This is a genomic window from Amycolatopsis kentuckyensis (assembly GCF_041679295.1).
Classification (GTDB): Bacteria; Actinomycetota; Actinomycetes; order Mycobacteriales; family Pseudonocardiaceae; genus Amycolatopsis; species Amycolatopsis kentuckyensis_A.
In genome coordinates this window covers 769,872-788,363 of record NZ_JBGDMD010000001.1, presented here as the reverse complement: position 1 = coordinate 788,363, position 18,492 = coordinate 769,872, and the positions used below count along the sequence as shown (strand labels likewise).

Here is an 18,492-nt window from a genome sequence, read left to right as displayed (position 1 = left end):
GATGACGACTCCGGAAAGCGGCGACGCCTGGCGGATCACCGTCGCTTCGGTCGTCGGCCCCGCACACGTGCGGGCGGGCCTGCCGAACCAGGACCGCTGGCTGGTCCGGCCGGTCGGCGGGCACGCCTGCCTGTACGCGGTCGCCGACGGCGCCGGTTCGCGCAGCCGGTCCGGCGAGGGCGCGGAGTTCGCCGTCCTCGCCGCGGGCCGGGCCGCCGAATCGGTCTTCGGCGCCTGCCCCGGCGGGCTCGACGGCTGGCGCCGGGCCATGCGGACGTTCCGGATGCTCTGCGTCCAGCGGTTCGACCGGTCCGTCGACGAGGCCGCGGCGCGGTCGCGAGCCGCCGGTGGGCCGTCGGTCCGGGAGCTGCGCCGCGAGTTCGCGACGACGCTGCTCGCCGTCGTCGCCGCGCCACCGTACTTCGGCTACCTGAGCGTCGGCGACTGCTTCCTGGTGGTCGACCACCAGGACGGCGTGCCGGGGCTGGTGGTGACCGCACCCGAACGCGAACACGCCGGCGCGACCACGTTCCTGACCTCGGCCCACCGCGACGAGCAGCTCACCGCGGGCGTGCTGCTGGACGACCGGATCCGCGCGCTGGCGCTGTGTTCCGACGGCGTCGCCGAAGGCATGCTGAGCGCGCGCATGGAGGCAGACGGCAAGCTCCACTACTTCGCCCCGCCGGCGTTCCAGGTCTATTTCGACGCCTTCGCGGACGGTCAGCTCGACAGCGGCGAGCTGACCGCGAAGCTGGAATCCGCCGAGTTCGCGGCGACCTCCGGCGACGACAAGACGATGGTGCTGGCGGTGCGCCGGCCATGACCGTCTACCTGCCGGGAGGCCGGGTGATCACCCTGGACGAGCCGCTCGGCGGCGGCGCCGAGGGCAAGATCTTCCGGCTCGCCGAAACCCCGGACCTGTGCGCGAAGATCTACCTCGACCCGGAGCGGTACACGAACGACCGGCTGGTGGCGATGATGACCGCCTCGCCGTCGCGGTGGCGCGGCGACCACGGCGAGCACATGCACGTCGCCTGGCCGCGCGAAGTCCTGAAGGACCGGGACGGGCAGACCCGCGGCTTCCTCATGCCGCGGGTCGAGGGCGCGCCGCTGACCCACCTGTTCGACCCGCACAAGCGGCTGACCGCGGTCGACACGCCGACCTGGCGCATCGTCGTCACCGTGGCCGCGAGGGTGGCCCGGCTGCTGGCCATGCTGCACGACGCGGGCGTCGTCATGGGCGACCTGAGCCCCACCAACCTGGTGCTCTCGCGGACCGGGCACGTCACCCTCGTCGACTGCGACACCGTCCAGTTCACCGACGCCGAGACCGGCGAGGTGCACCGCTGCACCAAGCTGACGCCCGAATACGCGGCCCCGGAGCTGACCAGCGGCCAGGTGACGGAGCTGCGACCGAGCCAGGACGACTTCGGCCTGGCCATCCTGGTCTGCCAGCTGCTGATGGAAGGTGAGCACCCCTTCGAGGGCGTCCCTTCCGACCCGACGGCGCCCGAAGGCACCGCGGCGGACAACATCCGGCTGCAGAACAACCGGATCCTGTTCCCCGAGCGGTTCCTGGCGCTCGCGGACGGCATGCCGCTGAACGTACTGCCGCCCCGCGTGCTCGAACTCGCCCGGGCGTGCTTCGGCGACGGCCACCGCGACCCCGCCGCACGGCCGTCGGCGAGCGACTGGGCCGAAGCGCTCGACTTGGTCGGCTTCCAGCTGATGGGCTGCCGCCACAACGAAAACCACACCTACCACCGGACGCTCGGCTCGTGCCCGTGGTGCGCCAAGCGCAACGCCGGGCACGGCGACCACTTCCCCGCCTCCGGTTTCCCCGGCGTCGTGCTGCCCTTCCCGGTTCCGGCCCAGGCCGGCGCGTGGCCTCGGCCACCGGTGCCGCCCGTACCGCAGGCTCGGCCGCGGCCGCCCGCGCAGCCCGTGCCGCCGGCCGGGAAGCCCGCCGAGCTGCCCACGTGGGTCTCCACGGTCGCCGCGATCGTCGCCGTCCTGGTCGTCATCCTCGTCATCTCCGCGATCCTGGGAGCGCTGCTGTGAACTCCACCGACTTCCTCACCGTCGCCGAGACCCACCCGGCCTGCCGGGTGCTGGGGCCGGGCACCCGCTACGTCGTGTGGGTCCAGGGCTGCCCGTTGTCCTGCGCCGGCTGCGTCAGTCCACAGTGGATCCCGTTCGACGGTGGGCACCGGGTCGCCGTCGCCGAGCTGGCCGAAGAGATCGCGGGCTCCGGGGCCGACGGCCTGACCCTCTCGGGCGGCGAGCCGTTCGCGCAGGCGGGCGCACTCGCCCGGCTCGTCACCACCGTCCGGAGCCGCCGCGACCTTTCCGTGCTCTGCTACACCGGGCACACCCTCGAACACCTGCGGCGCCACGGTGATCCGGGTGCCCGGGCGCTGTTGTCCGAAGTGGACATCCTGATCGACGGCCCGTACGTCGCCGCGCGCCACGCCGACCTGCGCTGGCGCGCGTCGGCCAACCAGCGCGTCCACGACCTGACCGGCCGGAACGCCGCTGACCTGGCCGCCCCCGACACCGGCAGCGGCCTGCAGATCGAGATCCTGCCCGAAGGCAGCGTGCACTGGCTGGGCGTCCCGCCCATCCCGGGCTTCCGGCAGAAGTTCGAACGCGCGCTGGGCCTGGTGCCCGCCGAGGGACGGTGACGAAGTGAGCAGATCACCGAAGTACAGCACCGTCCGCGCCAGCGAAGTCATCCGCGAGCGTCTCGAAGCGGAACGGCAAGCGCGGGAACGCAACCGCAAGGAGGAGCAGGAGCGGCGAGCGAAGGCCGCGCTGGAGCGGACGCGGGCCGCCATCACCCGGCAGGTGGAAGCCGCGACCGCCCGGTGCGACGCGCTCGCCGAGCAGCCCGCGGCCGTCCCCGCCGACCTGACCGGGCCGAGGGCGGCGCTCCACCGGGCCGGCCGCGCGGTCCGCGCCGCGGCGAACGACGACGAGATCGCGGCCGCCCTCCGGGCCCTCGACGAGGCCGAACGCTTGCGTGTCACGGCTTCCGCGGACATCCTCCGCCGCAGCGCGCGGCACGCGGCCGGGCAGCTCTCCGCCGTGCGTGGCCTGCTTTCCGAGCTCGACCCCGTCCGGCGGACGCGCTTCGCCCCCACCGCCGCGCGCGCCGTCGACGAGTCGGTCGCGCTGCTCGCGAACGCGCTCGACAACGGGAACATCGCCCTGTTCGAGCAGAACATCCCAACGCTGCTCACGCAGGTTCGCGCGCACCACTTGGACGTGACCACGCGCGCGGCCGAGCACGACGAGCAGGTCCGGACGGCGAAGACCGCCCTCGACGAGCTGAGCGCCCGGGTCTCCGGGTTGACCGCCGACGCGCTGGCCGCGCACACCCCGCTCGGCTCGCTCCCGGTGGCGGGAGAGGTGCTCGCCACCATCCGGGCGACGCTCGACGCCGACCGGCCCGCCGAGGCGATGGACCTCGCCGTCCGGCTCGCGCACCGGCTCGACGAGCTGGAGGAGGAACTGGACACGGCGATCGAGCGGCTCTCCGCGCGCCGCGAGATGCTCGGGTCGATCATCGAGGCGCTGCCGTCCCTCGGGTTCGCCGTCAACCAGGGGTCGTTCGTGCACGGCGACGACGGCAGCATCGGCATGGAGGCGCGCCGGCACAGCGGCGAGGCGCTGATGGTCGTCGTCCAGGACGACGAAGCCGAGGAACACCGGGTCAACTACCTGCGCGAGACGGGTGGGCCGCTCGAAGCCCGGGCCTGCGCGTCGCTGAGGTCGCTGGCCGAAGAGCTCAATTCGTCGTTGCGCCGCAACGGGTTCACCACCGGCTCGGTCACCTGGGACGAGGACGGCCCCCGCCCGGCCACCGGGACCCACAAGACGGCGGCGGCCACGCGGGAGCGCCGCCTCGGGGAGCGGTCGTGACCGCGCCCGCCGCGACCTGGTTCGCCCGCGCGTACCACGAGATCCACCGCGGGCGGCACCTCGTGCTGCACGGCAACATCGACGACCTCGTGCTGTGGGAGGACGTCTTCCAGAGCCTGCCGAAGGCCCTGCCGTCGTTCCTCACCGTCGCCGGGTTCCAGGTGGTCACCCGCTACGACCTCGTCGACGGGCTGAGCTACGCCGACGAAGACAGCCGCAAGTTCGTCCGGTCCAGAGTGGACACCGGCGCCCCCGAACCGCCCGTCACCCCGCCCGCCGCCGGGCTGACCGACCGCGGCCGGCAGGTCAGCGCGGCCGAACGAGCCCTGCAGGCCCGGGCGGCGACGGCGGCCCGGCCTGACGTCCGCACCCCGGCGGACCTGCTGGCGGCCACGAGGGACCTGCTGGTCCAGAACGAACGCGCGGCCGCGGTGGTGATCGACCAGGCCGACCTGATCTTCGGCGAAGACGGCGCGAACGAGGAACGCCACCAGGCCAACCTGGCCTGCCTGCGCAAGATGATCACCGAAGCCGTCCCGGCGCCCGGCGGAACCGGTGAACTGGTGCGCAACATCGTCGTCCTCGTCACGCAGCAGCTCGGCGCGCTGCCGAACTGGGTGCACCGGCACAACCCGCACGTCGCGGTGATCGAGGTCGTGGCGCCGGGCGTGGCCGAGCGGACGGCGTTCCTGCGCACCGCCATCCCGCAGTTCCACGCGGCGACCGGGCTCGACCCGGAGCAGGTGGCCCGGGCCTCGGCGACCCTGGCGAACCTCTGCGAGGGCATGACCATCCTGGACATCCGGGCCCTGGCCGCGACCTCGCGCCTGGCGGCGATCCCGGTCACCACGCCGCGCCGGCTGGTGATGCGGCACCGGTTCGGCCTGCAGGACGACCCGTGGGAGCAGCTGGACCGGTCGAAAGTGCAACGCGCGGAAGAGATCCTCGCCCGGCGGGTGATCGGCCAGGACACGGCGGTGCGCACGGTGTCGGACATGCTCGTCAACGCGCGGATCGGGCTGGACTTCGTCGCCGACGCCGAAGCGGCGGTCACCCGGCCCAAGGGCGTGTTCTTCTTCGTCGGCCCGACCGGCGTCGGCAAGACCGAGCTGGCGAAGGCCATCGCGGAGCTCGTGTTCGACGACGAGAACGCGATGCGGCGCTTCGACATGAGCGAGTTCAGCCAGGAGCACGCCAGCGAGCGGCTGACCGGTGCGCCGCCGGGGTTCGTCGGGCACGAGAACGGCGGCCTGCTCACCAACTGGATGCTGCAGCGGCCGTTCAGCGTGGTCCTGTTCGACGAGATCGAGAAGGCCGACCCGAAGATCTTCGACAAGTTCCTGCAGATCATCGACGACGGCAGGCTGACCGACGGGCTCGGGCGCACCGCGCACTTCTCCCAGTCGGTCGTCATCTTCACGTCCAACCTCGGCGCGAGCGACCTGCCGCGGCTGATGTCGGGGTACACGCCCGACCTGCCGCCGCCCTACACCGAGGTGCACGAGCACTTCCGGGGCGCGGTGGCCACCTACCTCTCCGAGGAGCTGGGCCGGCCGGAGCTGCTCGGCAGGCTGGGCAGCGGCATCGTCGTGTTCGACATCCTCCGCCGGGAGGTCGTCGCCAAGATCGTGGCGAAGTTCCTGGCCCAGCTGAAGGCGTCCGCCGCGGCCCGCGGCTACGAGCTGGTGTTCGACGAGCGGGCGATCGAGCGGGCCGTCGCGACCCGGCTGGCCGGCACCGGCTCGACGCTCGGCGCCCGGCAGATCCGCAGCCCGCTGCTCGAGGAGTGGGTCCGGCGCCCGCTCAACAAGTGGGTGATCGAGAACTCCCCCGTGCCCGGGACGCGCATCTGGGTGCACCGCGGCGCGAACAGCCCGCCGTTCGTGGTCGAGGCGCTGCCCGGAGGTGAGCCGTGACCGAGCCGGTGCCCGTTTCCGCGCTGGGGAGCGAGCTCGAACGCTACGAGCTCGCCGCCGAGCTGTCCCCGGAGGAGTTCGAGCGGTACTACGACACCGAGGTGGAGCTGGAGTCCCGGCTCACCGCGATGGCGGGCGAGCGCGCCGCGCACCACGAGTTCGCCGAGTCCCGCGACCTCTTCGACGAGGTCATCAAGCTGAACCAGGTGATGCGGGAGGTCGTGCAGAAGCAGCTCGAACGTCCTGGCACGAGCGAGCCGTTCACGGAGCGCCTCGCCGCGGCGGCCGACGCGGCGACCGGGCTGATCCTGTTGATCCAGGGGCAGATCTGCCAGAACAAGGCCGAGGAGCTGATCCTCGGCGGCAACCTCGTCGAGGGGAAGGTCCACCTCGAGCAGGCGTCGGAGTGCTACGGCGAGCTGTTCGACAGCTCCTTGCCGCAGAGCGAGCTCGGCCGCGTCACCGGGGCGCTGACCATCACCAAGATCGAGTTCTTCGACGGCGTCGCCGCCATGCAGCGCGGCAAGTACGAGACGGCGAAAGAATGGTTCGAGGAAGCCCGCTCGAAGTACGGGGTGCTCAAGGACGACCTGGAAAGCGCGGCCGACGCCGACCCGCGGGCCCAGAACACGATCGGCGACCTGCTGCGCGAGCTCACCGACCAGTTCGCCTACACCGACATCATGATCCGGTTCGTCTCGTTCTTCGGCCAGATGCAGGCCGACAACATCGGCGAAGCGCTGGTCTACGTCGACGACGCGGTAGTTCTCTACGAAGCGTGGGGCAAGCGCGCGGCGGCGACGGCGCTGCCTGCCCAGGTCCAAGGGGCACGGGCGATGGAGCTCGCGCACTTCAAGGGCTGGCAGGCCTGGGCACACGCCGAGCACGCGCTCGAGCGGCAGAACTGGGACGAGTGCCAGCTGCAGATCCGGACGGCCCGGACGCACTGGGCCGACAGCAGCGACCTGGCCCGGCGCTACGCGCTGCTCGGCATGCTGACCCCGCAGTACCAGACCTCGAACGGCGAAATGCTGCTGCAGGCGACCACCCGCCGGTGGAAGAGCGCGAAACGGCTGTACGAGGAGATTGACCGGCTGAAGGAGTACTACCGGAACGTCGGTGCCTTGAACGTCACGCAGAACGCCTACGGAGGACACGTCATGAAGCACGACGAAACCAGCAACATCAGCGTGGGCGGAAACGTGGAGGGCCCGGTCTCGGCAGGTCACGCCCACGTCCACGTCGGCGACCGGACCACCACGACTTCGGGCGACACCACGATCACGTCCACGGAGACGACCAGGACGGTCACCGAGCTGCGTTCGCTGGCCGAGTCCCTGGCCGAGCTCCGCGAGGCCCTCGAATCCTGGGCGACCACCGACGCCCAACGGGAGTCGGTGGCCGAGCTCGCCACCGCTGAGCAGCAGGCCCGCATCGGCGACGAGAAGGGTGTGGCGGCCCACCTGAAGAAGGCCGGCCAGTGGGCCATGACCATGGCCGGCAAGCTCGCGATGACGGCCGCCGAGACGGCGATCAAGACGAGCCTGGGGACCTAGCCGAACACCAGCTGCTCAACGCAACACCGCCGCCACCAGATCCGACCCCAGCGCCGTCAGATCGGGCAGGTTGACGGTGTACCGGACGTACCGGCCCTGCCGCCGGGCCGTGAGCAGACCCGCGCGGCGCAGCACCGCCAGATGGCGGGAAACCTCCGGTGGCGTAAGCGCCCACGCGTGGGCCAGCTCGCCCGTCGTGTGCGGACCTCGGGCCAAGGTGCGCAGCAGCCGCAGCCGGACCGGGTGTGCCAGCGCCTCCAGCCGGGACGTCACCGTCTCCAGCGACACCGGCTCGGACCCGGCGATCGGGTACTGCACCACCGGCTGCCACCCGGGCGCGTGCACCGCCACCAGGTGCGGGCGCCCGAACACGCTCGGGAGGAACGTGACGCCGGTGCCGCGGGCGGTCGTCGCGTTGTCCTGCAGCTTGTCCACGATGATGCACTCGCCGTCCGGTGACAGCGTGATGGCGCCGGAGATCGACGCGAGCGCCGCCTCGACGCCCTGGCGGTTCAGCAGGTCGGTCTTCCGGCGCAGGTCGGCGGCGAGTTGCCCGGCGACGCCCGGCCAAGCGGCGTCGAAGAACGCTTCGGCGCACTGTTCGAGCGTGTCGCGCACTCGCGCCCGCACGGCCGCCGGGTCCGAGAGCAGCCGTTCCGCGAACGCCTCTTGGAGCGCGCCGCGGGCCTGGGCGAGGTCCAGGGCGCGGTCGCGGGCCGTCGCGTCGGCCAGCGGGGACGGGGCTCCGAAGTGGACGCGGTTGCTGCCGCACGTCGTGATGAGCGCGGCGGTCACGTAGGTTTCGTCGTCGATCCGGTCGACGTCGTCCAGCTCCTCGGCGAGCGTCGCCCGCGGCCGGGCGGGAACCAGGAAGTCGGCTCGCGAGGACCGCCAGAGGAAATCCGCCTCCCGGAGCCGCTCCGCCAGTTCCGGCCGCAGCCCGGCCCAGACGTCCGCCGCCCGGCCGGCGAGCTGCGGGTGGTGCCCGGGCTCGGCCAGGACGTGCAGCATCGCCGTCAGCTCGGCCAGCGGGGATGCCGCGAACCGCAGCCGCCCGGACGGCAGGCCGCCGATGTCGATCCGCACCGTCATTCCCGCATTCTCGCCGGTCGGGCCGACGGCGACCACGTCGGTTGACGGTGTTCGTCAATCGACGCGGCGACCCGACCGGCCGAACGCACCGTGGACGCATGACGATCAAGATCCGGCCGCAGGCCCTCGTCCGGGCTTCCGGCGGCCCCCGCTACGCCGTCGCGCTGGTCGTGGACGCGCTCGGCACCGGCCTGCTGCGGCCGTTCCTGCTGCTCTACGGGGTGACGGTGCTGGGGCTGTCCGCGTCGGCCACCGGCATCGCCATGACGGCCGGGGTCGTCGCCGGCCTGGGGTGCGTGCCGGCGGTCGGCCGCTGGCTGGACCGGGGCGCGCGCAGCACGGCCGTGGCGGCGTCGATGCTGGTGCGCGTCCTGGGTGTCGCGCTGCTGCTCGCGACGCCCGCGGGCCACGCCGGGCTGTTCGCGACGGCGGCGCTCTTCCTCGGCATCGGCAACCAGGCGTGGCCGGCCGCCCACGCGGCGCTCGTGGCCACGGTCGCCCACGGACGGGACCGCGACGCCGCGCTCGCGGGAGGCCGCGCCCTGCGCAACGCCGGCCTGGGTGCGGGCGGGCTCCTCGCCACCGCGTGCCTGGCGGGCGGCGCCACGGCGTTGCACGCGTTGGCCGTCGTCACCGGGCTCGCTTACCTCGTCGCGGCGGCCTTGGCGTGGTCGGTCCGGCTTCGTGCGCGGCCGGCCGCCACCCCGGCCGAGGACGACGGGCCGGCACCCCGGCTGCGTACGCTGCTGGCCGCCAACGTGGTCTACGTCTTCTGCCTCAACGTCCCCGAAATCGCGCTCCCGCTGGTCCTGGTGACCCAGCTGCACGCGTCCCCGGTGTGGCCGGCGGCGATCTTCGTGGCGAACACGGTGCTGGTGGTCACCCTGCAGGTGCCGGTCACCGTCCTGATGGCCCGCTTCGCCCGGCGGACGGCGCTGGCGCTCGGCGGCGTGGTGCTCGCCGCGTCCTACGCCGGGTTCCTCGCGGCCACGTCGTGGGGTGCGCCGGCCGTCGCCGTGGTGTCGGTGGTCTGCACCTTCGGCGAGATCATCTACGCCGGCAGCGCCACGGCGCTGGTCACGGCCGTCGCACCGGCCCACGTCCTCGGGCGCGCCCTCGCTCGGTTCCAGCTCTCCACGGGCTTCGGGCTCGCCGTCTCCCCCGCGGTCATCACCGCGCTCGCGTCTCGCGGGCCGGCCGTCCTCTGGGGAAGCCTTGCCGCCGCGACGCTGGCTTCCGCGTCCGCGGTCGCCAAGGAAAAGGAGCCGCCCGCTTCCTCTCTGTCCACTGTGGCCGGGTACCCGGGCGGCCTTTTGGGGGATTTCCTTCGCAAGACTAAGCATTAGTCTGGCGCCATGAACAAGCGCACGGTCTTGGACGCCACCCGCGAACTCCTCCGCGAACTCGGCCTCACCACAGTCTTCGGCAACCCCGGCACCACCGAAGTCCCGTTCCTCACCGACTGGCCGGACGACTTCGACTACGTCCTCGGCCTGCAGGAGTCCGCCGTCGTGGCGATGGCCGACGCCTACTCGCAAGCCACGCGGCAAGCCGTCCTCGTCAACCTGCACTCCGCCGGCGGCGTCGGACACGGGCTCGGCAGCCTCTACACCGCCTACCGCAACCGGACGCCCTTGATCATCGTCGCCGGGCAGCAGACGCGGAACCTGCTGCCGCACGACCCCTTCCTCGGCGCCATCGACGCGCCCGAATTCCCGAAGCCCTACGTCAAGTGGTCCATCGAACCCGCCACCGCCGAAGACGTCCCCGCCGCCCTCGCCCGCGCCTACCACGTCGCGACGCAGGCGCCCTCCGGTCCCGTCTTCGTCTCCGTCCCCGCCGACGACTGGACCGCCACCACCGAACGACCCATCATCAGCCGCCCGCGCATCCGGGGCTACGCGCCCGATCCCGAAGCGATCGACGAACTCGTCGCCGCGCTCGAAGCCAGTGAACGACCGTCGATCGTCGTCGGAAGCGCCGTCGACCAGGATGCTGCCGTCGAGGAAACCGTTGCCCTCGCCGAACGTCTCAAGTCCGGCGTGTACGTCGCGCCGATGTCGTCGCGCTGCTCCTTCCCCGAGAATCACCCGCTGTTCCAAGGCTTTCTCGAACCCGAACGCGGCGCCGTCTCCGACCGGCTCACGGCCCACGACCTCGTCGTCGTGCTCGGCGCGCCCGCCTTCACCTACCACGTCGACCGCGGACGCGGGGAAGCCGAGCTGCCGCCGCTGTTCATCGTCAACGACGACGAGCAGATCCTCGCCCGGGTTTTCGAAGGCACCGGCATCCGCGCGACGCCGAAGCTGGGCATCCGCGCTCTGCTGAACGCGGTCGGCCGAAGCGAGCGACCCGCGCCGGCGCCGCGCAACCGGCCCGAAAAGCCGAGCGGGGAAACGCTCACCGGCGGATTCGTCTACTCGACGCTCGCGGACCTGTTGCCGGACAACGCGATCGTCGTCGAGGAGGCACCCAGCCACCGCGGCGTCCTGCACGACCACCTGCCGATCACCGCGACCGACACGGGTTTCCTGACGGTCGCCAGCGGCACGCTCGGCTACGGCGTCCCGGGCGCGGTCGGCGCGGCGCTCGCCCGCCCGGACCGCAAAGTCATCGGCGTCGTCGGCGACGGGTCCAGCATGTACGGCATCCAGGCACTGTGGACGGCCGCGCGCCAGGAACTGCCGGTGACCATCCTGATCCTCGACAACACGGAGTACGCGGCGGTCCGCATCTTCGGCGATTCGATCGGCGGCGGCAAGCTGCCGGGCACCGAACTGGGCGGCATCGACTTCGCGGCGCTGGCGGCGAGCATGGGCTGCCAGAGCATGACGATCACCGAGCCGTCGGGTCTGGTCCCGGGCCTGACCGCCGCCTTGGCCGATCAGCGCCCGACGCTGGTGCACATCCGCGTCACCTCGTCGGAAAAGTCGCTGTACTAGCCGCGAAACGCGGCCGGGCCGGCGACCGCGAGGTCGCCGGCCCGGCCGGCTCGATCGAGGAGCGTTTCCGCTGCGTCAGCTGGTCGCCTGCGGGGCGATCATCGACGCGGCGTCCACAGAGGACGTGATCGCGCCCATCTGGAGCATCAGGTCGGGCACCCGCTGGAGGCGCCGGGGATCCAGCTTGACACCGAAGCTGGGCAGGGTGAGCAGCTTGGCGGTGTCCTCGTCGATCTTGGCGTACTTGACCAGCAGCGGCTCGATCTTGGACCGGTCCTTGTTCGTCTCGCTGGTGGCTCGCTGCAGCGCGCGCTGGAACGCGGCCAGGGTCTTCGGGTTCGCCTGCACCCACTTCCGGTTCGCGCCGTAGCCCGACAGCGGGAAGTCCTGCGTGGCACCGGTGTTCACGTCGATCAGCGGGATCGCGCCGGCGGCCTTGGCGGCCTGCGAGATGAAGGGCTCGGGCAGCAGAGCCGCGTCGACCTGGCCCTGCTGCAGCGCCGCCGCGACGTTCGGGAACGGGATCTGGACCCAGTTCACCTTGGTCGGGTCGAGGCCGTGGTCCTTCATGATGGACTTGACCAGCAGGTCGCTGGCCGTGTTCCGGGCGGTCATCGCGATCCGCCGGTTGGCGAGGTCGTTGACCGTCTTGACCGGCGAGTTCGGCACCGTGACGATCGCGATCGACTTCGGGCTGATCGAAGTCGCGTCCGCGACGAGCTCGAGGTCGGCCGAGCCCGTGTTCTTCGCGACGAAGAAAGGCATGTAGCTCGAGATCGCGATGTCGGTTTCGCCGGAAATCGCCTTCGTCATCGCCGCCTGGCCGCTCGCGGCCACGACGGCCTCGACCTCGAGGCCTTCGTCCTTGAAGTAGCCGCTGTCCTGGGCGAGCCACAGCGGGACGGTGTCGACGGTGGGCAGGATCGCGACCTTGATCTTCGTCTTTTCCAGGCCGCCTCCGCTGGACGGGGTGCTGGGGTTGTCCGAGCCGAGTGCACTGCAGCCGGTCAGGGCCGTGGCGGCTGCGACGGTGAGGGCGAGCCCGAGCACGGCGCGACGAGTACGACCCCGGCCACTGCTCATGGCGTTTGCAAGCAAGGACTGCTCCTTGAAAAAAGTAACGGTTCGTGAACCGAACCGGTGGGAGTGGAGTGAGTGACTCATTCCCGAGAGTCACGCGGGACACTGTAGAGAAAATGACTGCCAGCTCACAATGGGGGCGATCAACACCCATACGAGTGATCCGCGTCACTCTTTTAGCCTCTGGCCTACGCGCGCTGCTCCACTCGCCGTAAGGGCTCACTCAGTGTTAAGTCGAGTTTGTGAATGCAAGACGATCAGTGCTCCACGCAGCCGAATTCACCGAATCGGACCAGTCGTCGAAATCGTCGAATTCTCCGCTTCTCGACAACGCCTGTCCTACTTCGGCGCCCGGAAGCCGCCGATCCGCCGCTCGAGCAGTTCGGCGAGCCGCAGCGGGGTGCGGTCCTCGAACATCGGACCGATGAGCTGCACCCCGACCGGCAGGTCCTCCGGGGACCGGCCCGCGGGGACGGCGGTGGCGGGCAAACCGGGCATGGTCGCCAAGCCGGCCCAGACGAGCTGGTCGAAGTACGGGTACCCGACGCCGTCGATGTCGATGCGCCGCCGCATCGGATTCGGGGTGTGGTCGTGCGGGAACGCGGGCGTCGGCGTGCTGGGGCAGACCACCGCGTCGAACTCGGCGAACAGCTGCCGCCAGCCGTGGCGGTGGACCTCGCGGCGGTTGTTCGCCTCCAGCCAGTCGCGGTGGCTGAACGCCAAGGCGCGCAACCGCACGGCGTCGAGGCTCTCGTCGTCCGCGCTCGGTCGGTCGGGAGAGCCGAGGGGAAACCGCGCCACGGAGCCGGAAATCAGCAGTTGCATGTAGACCGTCGCGGCTTCGGTGAGATCGGGCAGCAGCGAACTGTGCCGTGCGACGCGGGCGCCGCCCTCGGCGAGCGCGTCGGCCACCCGGTTCACCCCCGCCCGCACGGCGGCCGCGGTCGCGATGAGCGGGTGCTCCTCGATGACCAGCACCCGGAAGTCGCCCAGCCGTTCGTGGCGGGCGGGCGGCAGGGCCAACCGGTGGGCCACGCCGTGCGTCAACGGATCCGGCCCGGCCATGACGTCGAGCAGGAGGCCGAGGTCGCGGGCGGTGCGCGCCATCGGACCGACGACGGCGAGGTCGAGGTCGACCGGAAAGGCCGGCTCGGACGGCGCGACCATGCCGCGGGCGGCCGCGAGCCCGAGGGTCGGCTTGTGCGCGTAGACGCCGCAGAAGTGCGCGGGGGTGCGCAACGAGCCGGCGATGTCGGAGCCGATGGACAGCGCGCCGAACCCGGACGCCAGCGCCGCCGCCGACCCGCCGGAGGATCCGCCCGACGTGCGCGCGTGGTCCCACGGGTTGACGGTGGTGCCGTAGATGTCGTTGAAGCTCTGGATGTCCTGCAGTCCCAACGGGACGTTGGTCTTGCCGAGCACCACCGCGCCCGCGGCCTTGAGCCGCGACACCTGGACCGCGTCCTCGGCCGGCACGTGGTCGCGGTGCGGCGGCATGCCCCAGGTCGTGGGCAGCCCGGCGATGTCGTAGGACTCCTTGACCGTCACCGGAACGCCGAGCAGCGGCCGGTCTTCGCCCCGCGCACGGGCTTGGTCGGCCCGGCGGGCGGCGGCGCGTGCGCGGTCGAAGTCGGGCACGCAGATCGCGTTGACCGTCTTGTCTTCACGCTCGATGCGGGCGATCGCCTCGTCGGTCAGTTCCGCTGAGGTGACCGCGCCGGCCCGCATTGCGGCAATGAGTTCTTCTGCGGTGCGAAAGCTCCATTCCATGAATGGGAAGCTATCCACGTGCCGTGGAAGACACGAAATCCCGGATCGCGCAACAGAAAAGCCGAACGGGCGGCTTTCCCCGCCACGGAAGGCGGCTTACCGCAGGTCACAGCGCCGACGGCGAGCCACTCCGCACGCGCAAGCCACGAAACGCCGGATGGAGCAACGGGACGGACGTCTCAATCGCCGGCGGGGTGCTCGTCTTCGGTTCGGCGTTCCGCGCTTTCCCGCTCGCGTTCGGCGGCGAGCCGGGCGGCGGCTTCGAGCTCCAGCTGTCCGATCATCGGATCCCCTCTCGTCGTGGGTCCGATGGTCACGTCCGGCTCTGTGTGGGAGTCTGGTGAGAAACCTTGAAGTCGCAGGTACAGGCCATCTGACGAGGGGCGCCATGCCGGTGGAGTTCCGTCTGCTGCGCGGTCTCGAGCTCCGCGTCGGCGGGCAGCCGGTGAGCGCCGGGTTCGCCCGGCAGCGGGCGGTGCTGGTGGCGTTGCTCGCCGATCTCGACCGGCCGGTCTCCGTCGACGAGCTCGCCGACCGCGTCTGGGGCGGACGTCTGCCGCGGCACCCGCGGGAAGCGTTGTACGGCTACGTGTCCCGTCTGCGTGGCATCCTGGCGCCCGCCGGGGACGTGACCATCGGCCGGCGGCCCGGCGGGTACGTGCTGACCGCCGATCCGCTGACCGTGGACCTGCACCGGTTCGAACACGACCTCGCCGCGGCGCGTGGCTGTGGCGAGACCGACCGTGCCTTGGAACTGTTCACCGCCGCGCTCGACGCTTGGCGCGGCGAGCCGGTGGCGGTCGTGGACACGCCGTGGATGTGTGCGCTGCGGGACCGGTTGCGGCAGCTGCGAAGGGCCGCGGAGCTGGATCGCCACGACCTCGCGCTGCGCCTCGGGCAGCACGACGGCCTCGTCCCGGCGCTGGCCGCGCAGGCGGAACGGGACCCGCTCGACGAACGAGCGGCCGGACAGCTGATGCTCGCGCTCTACCGCGGTGGCCGCCCGGCCGAGGCTTTGGCGCACTACCAGGGTGTCCGGCTGCGGCTGGCCGACGAGCTGGGCACCGACCCCGGCGGTCCCCTGCGGCAGCTGCACCGGCAGATCCTGTCCGCGGCTCCCGAACTCGACGTCCCCGCGCGAGCACGGCCGGCGTCGCCGCGGGTCACGCCCCGCCAGCTGCCCGCCGCTCCGGCCGCCTTCGTCGGCCGCGCACGCGAACTCGCCGCGCTCGGCCGGCCCGGCTCGACGGCCGTCACGTGGGTGCTGTCCGGTGGCGGTGGGGTCGGGAAGACCGGGCTGGCGCTGCGGTGGGCCTACGAGCGCCTCGCCGAGTTCCCCGACGGCCAGCTGTTCGTGAACCTGCGCGGCTTCGACCCGGCGGCGGACGTCGTCCCGGCCGAGGCGGCACTGCACGGATTCCTGACCGCGCTCGGCGTGCCGTCCGCCGCGATCCCGGCGGACGTCGACGCCCGGGCCGCGTTGTACCGGAGCCTGGTGGCCGACCGGCGGATGCTCGTCGTGCTCGACAACGCCCGGGACACCGCACAGGTCACTCCCCTGCTGCCCGGCGGGTCGGCCGGCACGGTGCTGATCACCAGCCGGCACCGGATGGGCGGCCTGCTGGCCACGCACGGCGCGCGAGCGCTGCCTTTGGACGTCCTCACCGCCGGAGAAGCACGCGAGATCCTCGTCCGTCACCTCGGCGCGGACCGGGTGGCCGCCGACCCGCGCGCCGCGGACGAACTGCTCGAACACTGCGCGGGCCTGCCCCTGGCCCTGCGCATCGTCGCCGCCCGGGCCGCGTCCCGCCCGGACTTCCCGCTCGCCGCGTTCTCCGCCGAACTGCGCGTGCCCGCCGACCGGCTGGACGCGCTCGACACCGGCGAGCTGCCGTGGAACCTCCGCACGGTGTTCTCCGCCTCGACCCGCGTGCTCGACCCCGGGGCCGCGACCGCGTTCCGGTTGCTCAGCCTCGCGCCCGGACCCGACATCGCGCTGCCGGCGGTCTCCGCGCTCACCGGGTTGCCCCGCGCGGCCGCCCGTCGCGCTCTCACCGTCCTCGAGACGGCCAGCCTGGTCGAGCAACACCGTCCGGGCCGCTACCGCATGCACGACCTCACCCGCCTCTACGCCACCGAACTGGCGCACACCCACACGACGGAAGCCGAGCGGCAGGACGCGCCGGAGCGCCTGTTCGGCCACTACTGCTACGTGGCTTCCGTTGCCGCGGACCGGTTTTCGCCGGGCGAGCGGCACCGCCGGCCACCGATCCCCTCCCCCACCGGGCCCGCGGTCGCGCTGCCGGATGTCCACGCGGCCCTCGCCTGGCTCGACGCCGAGCGCGAGAACCTGGTCGCCGCGGCCCGGCAGGCGGCCGCCCTCGGCCGGACGAGGGCGGTCACGCACCTGTCCACGACGCTGTACCGGTACCTCGACAGCGGCAGCCACTACCAGGAAGGCCTGGCGCTGCACACCGCGGCCCGCGACGCGGCGGAACCCGGCTCCGTCGACGAAGCCCACGCGCTCTGCAGCCGCGGGTTCGCGCTGATCCGCCTCGGCCAGCCCGGCGAAGCGCTCGGTGAACTACGCCGCGCCCTCGAGCACGCCCACGACGACCCGCTCGTGGCCTACGCGGCCAACACCAACCTCGGGCTGATCCACGACGACCGCGGTGACCACGAGACGGCACTGGCGCACTTCACCCGCGCTCTCGACGTCAGCCGGCTCTTGGCGGGCCGGTCGACGTACGGCATCGCCCTCAACAACCTGGGTGACTGCTACCGCAAGCTCGGCCGCCACGACGACGCGATCGAGCACCTGCGCCGCGGCATCGAAATCGCGAAGGAGCTGAAGTCCGCGGGACTCGGCGGGGTCACGTTGACCAGCCTCGCCGACCTGTACCAGGCACAAGGCGACCACGACGACGCGCACGACTGCTACACCCGCGCGCTGGAGCTGGCCCGCGTCGCCGGGGACCGCGGCCTCGAAGCGGAGATCCTGAACCGGATGGCGGCGGCCGACCCCGACCCGCACCGCGCGCTCGAGCGGTTCCGGCAGGTGCTCGGGCTCGCTCGCGAGGTCGGCTTGCCCCTCGAACAGGCGCACGCGCACCACGGGATCGCCCGGCTCCAGCACGTTCTCGGCGACCGCGTCGCGAGCCGGAACCACGCGAACCGGGCGTTGGACATCTACGCCGAGCTCAGGAGCCACCACGCGGGTGCCGTGGAAGAACTGCTCGAGCAGCTGCTGTCGGATCGGGGGTGTGCCGTTCGTGGAGGAGGTGAGCGGCCGCCACGAGGGAGCGCCGCCGGAACCCCCAGGGGATGAGATGCCCGAACCCGTCGCCCGCCGCATGTACGACCTGGTCGAGCCCATCGGCCTGACGCCCTACTTCGCCGACGAGTCGGACGACGCGTTGATGGCACTGGGCCTGCGCAACCCGTGGGACGCGTACTTCGCCGGCCGCGCCGCGCCGTTCGGGCCGACGGTGCCCGCCGAGGTGGTCCACGCGGTGTTCTACAACTTCGCCCCGGGCGAGGTGGCCCGCCACCTCCCGCGGGTCTGGGAGCTGACCACCCCCGAGGCGGCAGTGGCCGCCCGCGAGAGGGGCTGTGTCGCAGGCATCCGCCGGATCCTCGGCGAAGGCGCCGACGACCCGCGCGTCGCCCGTGCCGCCGACCTTCTGCTGAAGGCGGCGACGAGCGCGTCGGTCGAGGGGCGCCCCCTGTTCGCAGCTTTGCGCGCGCTCCCGGTGCCGCAGGAGCCGGTGGCCCGGCTGTGGCACGCGGCCACGTTGCTGCGCGAGCACCGCGGCGACGGGCACACCGCCGCGTTGCTGGTCGAGGGTGTCGGTGGGACGGAAGCTCATGTGCTCCACGCGTTGTCGGCCGGGATGGCGGCGAAGGACTTCGGCCGGGTTTGGCACCTGCCTGCCGCGCAGCTGACCGGGGTCATCGACGGGATGAGGGATCGTGGTCTCGTCGGGACCGATGGTTGGTTGACTGCGGCGGGGCGGGCCACGAAGGAGCGGGTCGAAGCGCTGACCGATCGGCTTGCCGAGGCGCCTTACAACGCGTTGAGCCCCGAGGAGCTTGACTGCCTCGTCGCGGACCTCGAACCGATTTCGGGTGCCTTTCGGGCGGTCTTCCCGATGTAGCAGTCGACACGCGCGCTCACCGGGCCGGCCGGATCTCGCCGAGCCGAAGTGGCGG

The 18,492-nt window shown here is 72.1% G+C and carries 13 protein-coding genes; 10 read left to right on the top strand and 3 right to left on the bottom strand.

Annotated features, from left to right (window positions below; translation table 11 throughout):
- Position 1 precedes the first annotated feature (1 nt).
- The 6 genes from ACERZO_RS03605 to ACERZO_RS03580 are packed head-to-tail and all read left to right on the top strand — an operon-like array spanning position 2 to position 7,396.
- Complete coding sequence (locus ACERZO_RS03605) at positions 2 to 823, top strand: PP2C family serine/threonine-protein phosphatase (RefSeq protein ID WP_372661577.1); 822 nt, start codon at positions 2 to 4, stop codon at positions 821 to 823.
- A complete protein-coding gene (locus ACERZO_RS03600; RefSeq protein ID WP_372661574.1) occupies positions 820 to 2,061 on the top strand; it encodes a protein kinase domain-containing protein in 1,242 nt (413 codons plus the stop codon). The genes ACERZO_RS03605 and ACERZO_RS03600 overlap by 4 nt, the downstream gene beginning before the upstream one ends.
- Positions 2,058 to 2,684, top strand: a complete 627-nt coding sequence (locus ACERZO_RS03595) for a 4Fe-4S single cluster domain-containing protein (RefSeq protein WP_372661571.1) — start codon at positions 2,058 to 2,060, stop codon at positions 2,682 to 2,684. Before ACERZO_RS03600 ends, ACERZO_RS03595 begins: the two co-directional genes overlap by 4 nt.
- Before the next feature lie 4 nt (positions 2,685 to 2,688).
- Positions 2,689 to 3,924, top strand: coding sequence for a hypothetical protein (locus tag ACERZO_RS03590; RefSeq protein WP_372661568.1), 1,236 nt, complete (start codon positions 2,689 to 2,691; stop codon positions 3,922 to 3,924).
- On the top strand, positions 3,921 to 5,840 hold the full coding sequence (locus ACERZO_RS03585) for an AAA family ATPase (RefSeq protein WP_372661565.1): 1,920 nt from the start codon (positions 3,921 to 3,923) through the stop codon (positions 5,838 to 5,840). The genes ACERZO_RS03590 and ACERZO_RS03585 overlap by 4 nt, the downstream gene beginning before the upstream one ends.
- Positions 5,837 to 7,396, top strand: a complete 1,560-nt coding sequence (locus ACERZO_RS03580) for a hypothetical protein (protein WP_372661562.1) — start codon at positions 5,837 to 5,839, stop codon at positions 7,394 to 7,396. Before ACERZO_RS03585 ends, ACERZO_RS03580 begins: the two co-directional genes overlap by 4 nt.
- Before the next feature lie 15 nt (positions 7,397 to 7,411).
- Here ACERZO_RS03580 and ACERZO_RS03575 read toward each other — a convergent pair whose 3' ends face one another.
- Positions 7,412 to 8,488 carry a DUF5937 family protein gene (locus ACERZO_RS03575; RefSeq protein ID WP_372661559.1) on the bottom strand — a complete coding sequence of 359 codons (1,077 nt, stop codon included), beginning with the start codon at positions 8,486 to 8,488 and terminating at the stop codon, positions 7,412 to 7,414.
- 98 nt (positions 8,489 to 8,586) lie between these two features.
- Between ACERZO_RS03575 and ACERZO_RS03570 the strand changes: the two genes are divergently transcribed.
- Together ACERZO_RS03570 and mdlC are read left to right on the top strand one after the other, a co-directional pair.
- Entirely contained in the window at positions 8,587 to 9,834 is a 1,248-nt protein-coding gene (locus tag ACERZO_RS03570) for an MFS transporter (RefSeq protein ID WP_372661556.1), read from the top strand.
- A gap of 9 nt (positions 9,835 to 9,843) precedes the next feature.
- The gene (gene mdlC, locus ACERZO_RS03565) at positions 9,844 to 11,430 is read left to right on the top strand and encodes a benzoylformate decarboxylase (RefSeq protein ID WP_372661553.1); all 1,587 of its coding nucleotides are present in this window, start codon (positions 9,844 to 9,846) and stop codon (positions 11,428 to 11,430) included.
- A 75-nt stretch (positions 11,431 to 11,505) separates the two neighbouring features.
- Here the strand turns inward: mdlC and ACERZO_RS03560 are convergent, their stop codons facing one another.
- Together ACERZO_RS03560 and ACERZO_RS03555 are read right to left on the bottom strand one after the other, a co-directional pair.
- Positions 11,506 to 12,513, bottom strand: coding sequence for an ABC transporter substrate-binding protein (locus ACERZO_RS03560; protein WP_372662932.1), 1,008 nt, complete (start codon positions 12,511 to 12,513; stop codon positions 11,506 to 11,508).
- Between the two features lie 336 nt (positions 12,514 to 12,849).
- Positions 12,850 to 14,280 carry an amidase gene (locus ACERZO_RS03555; protein ID WP_372661550.1) on the bottom strand — a complete coding sequence of 477 codons (1,431 nt, stop codon included), beginning with the start codon at positions 14,278 to 14,280 and terminating at the stop codon, positions 12,850 to 12,852.
- Between the two features lie 388 nt (positions 14,281 to 14,668).
- On the opposite strand from ACERZO_RS03555, the gene ACERZO_RS03550 reads away from it, so the two are divergent.
- A complete protein-coding gene (locus ACERZO_RS03550) occupies positions 14,669 to 17,608 on the top strand; it encodes an AfsR/SARP family transcriptional regulator (RefSeq protein ID WP_372661547.1) in 2,940 nt (979 codons plus the stop codon).
- A gap of 1 nt (position 17,609) precedes the next feature.
- Positions 17,610 to 18,437: an SCO6745 family protein gene (locus ACERZO_RS03545; RefSeq protein WP_444843210.1), complete on the top strand. Its 828-nt coding sequence runs from the start codon at positions 17,610 to 17,612 to the stop codon at positions 18,435 to 18,437.
- Positions 18,438 to 18,492: the final 55 nt, after the last annotated feature.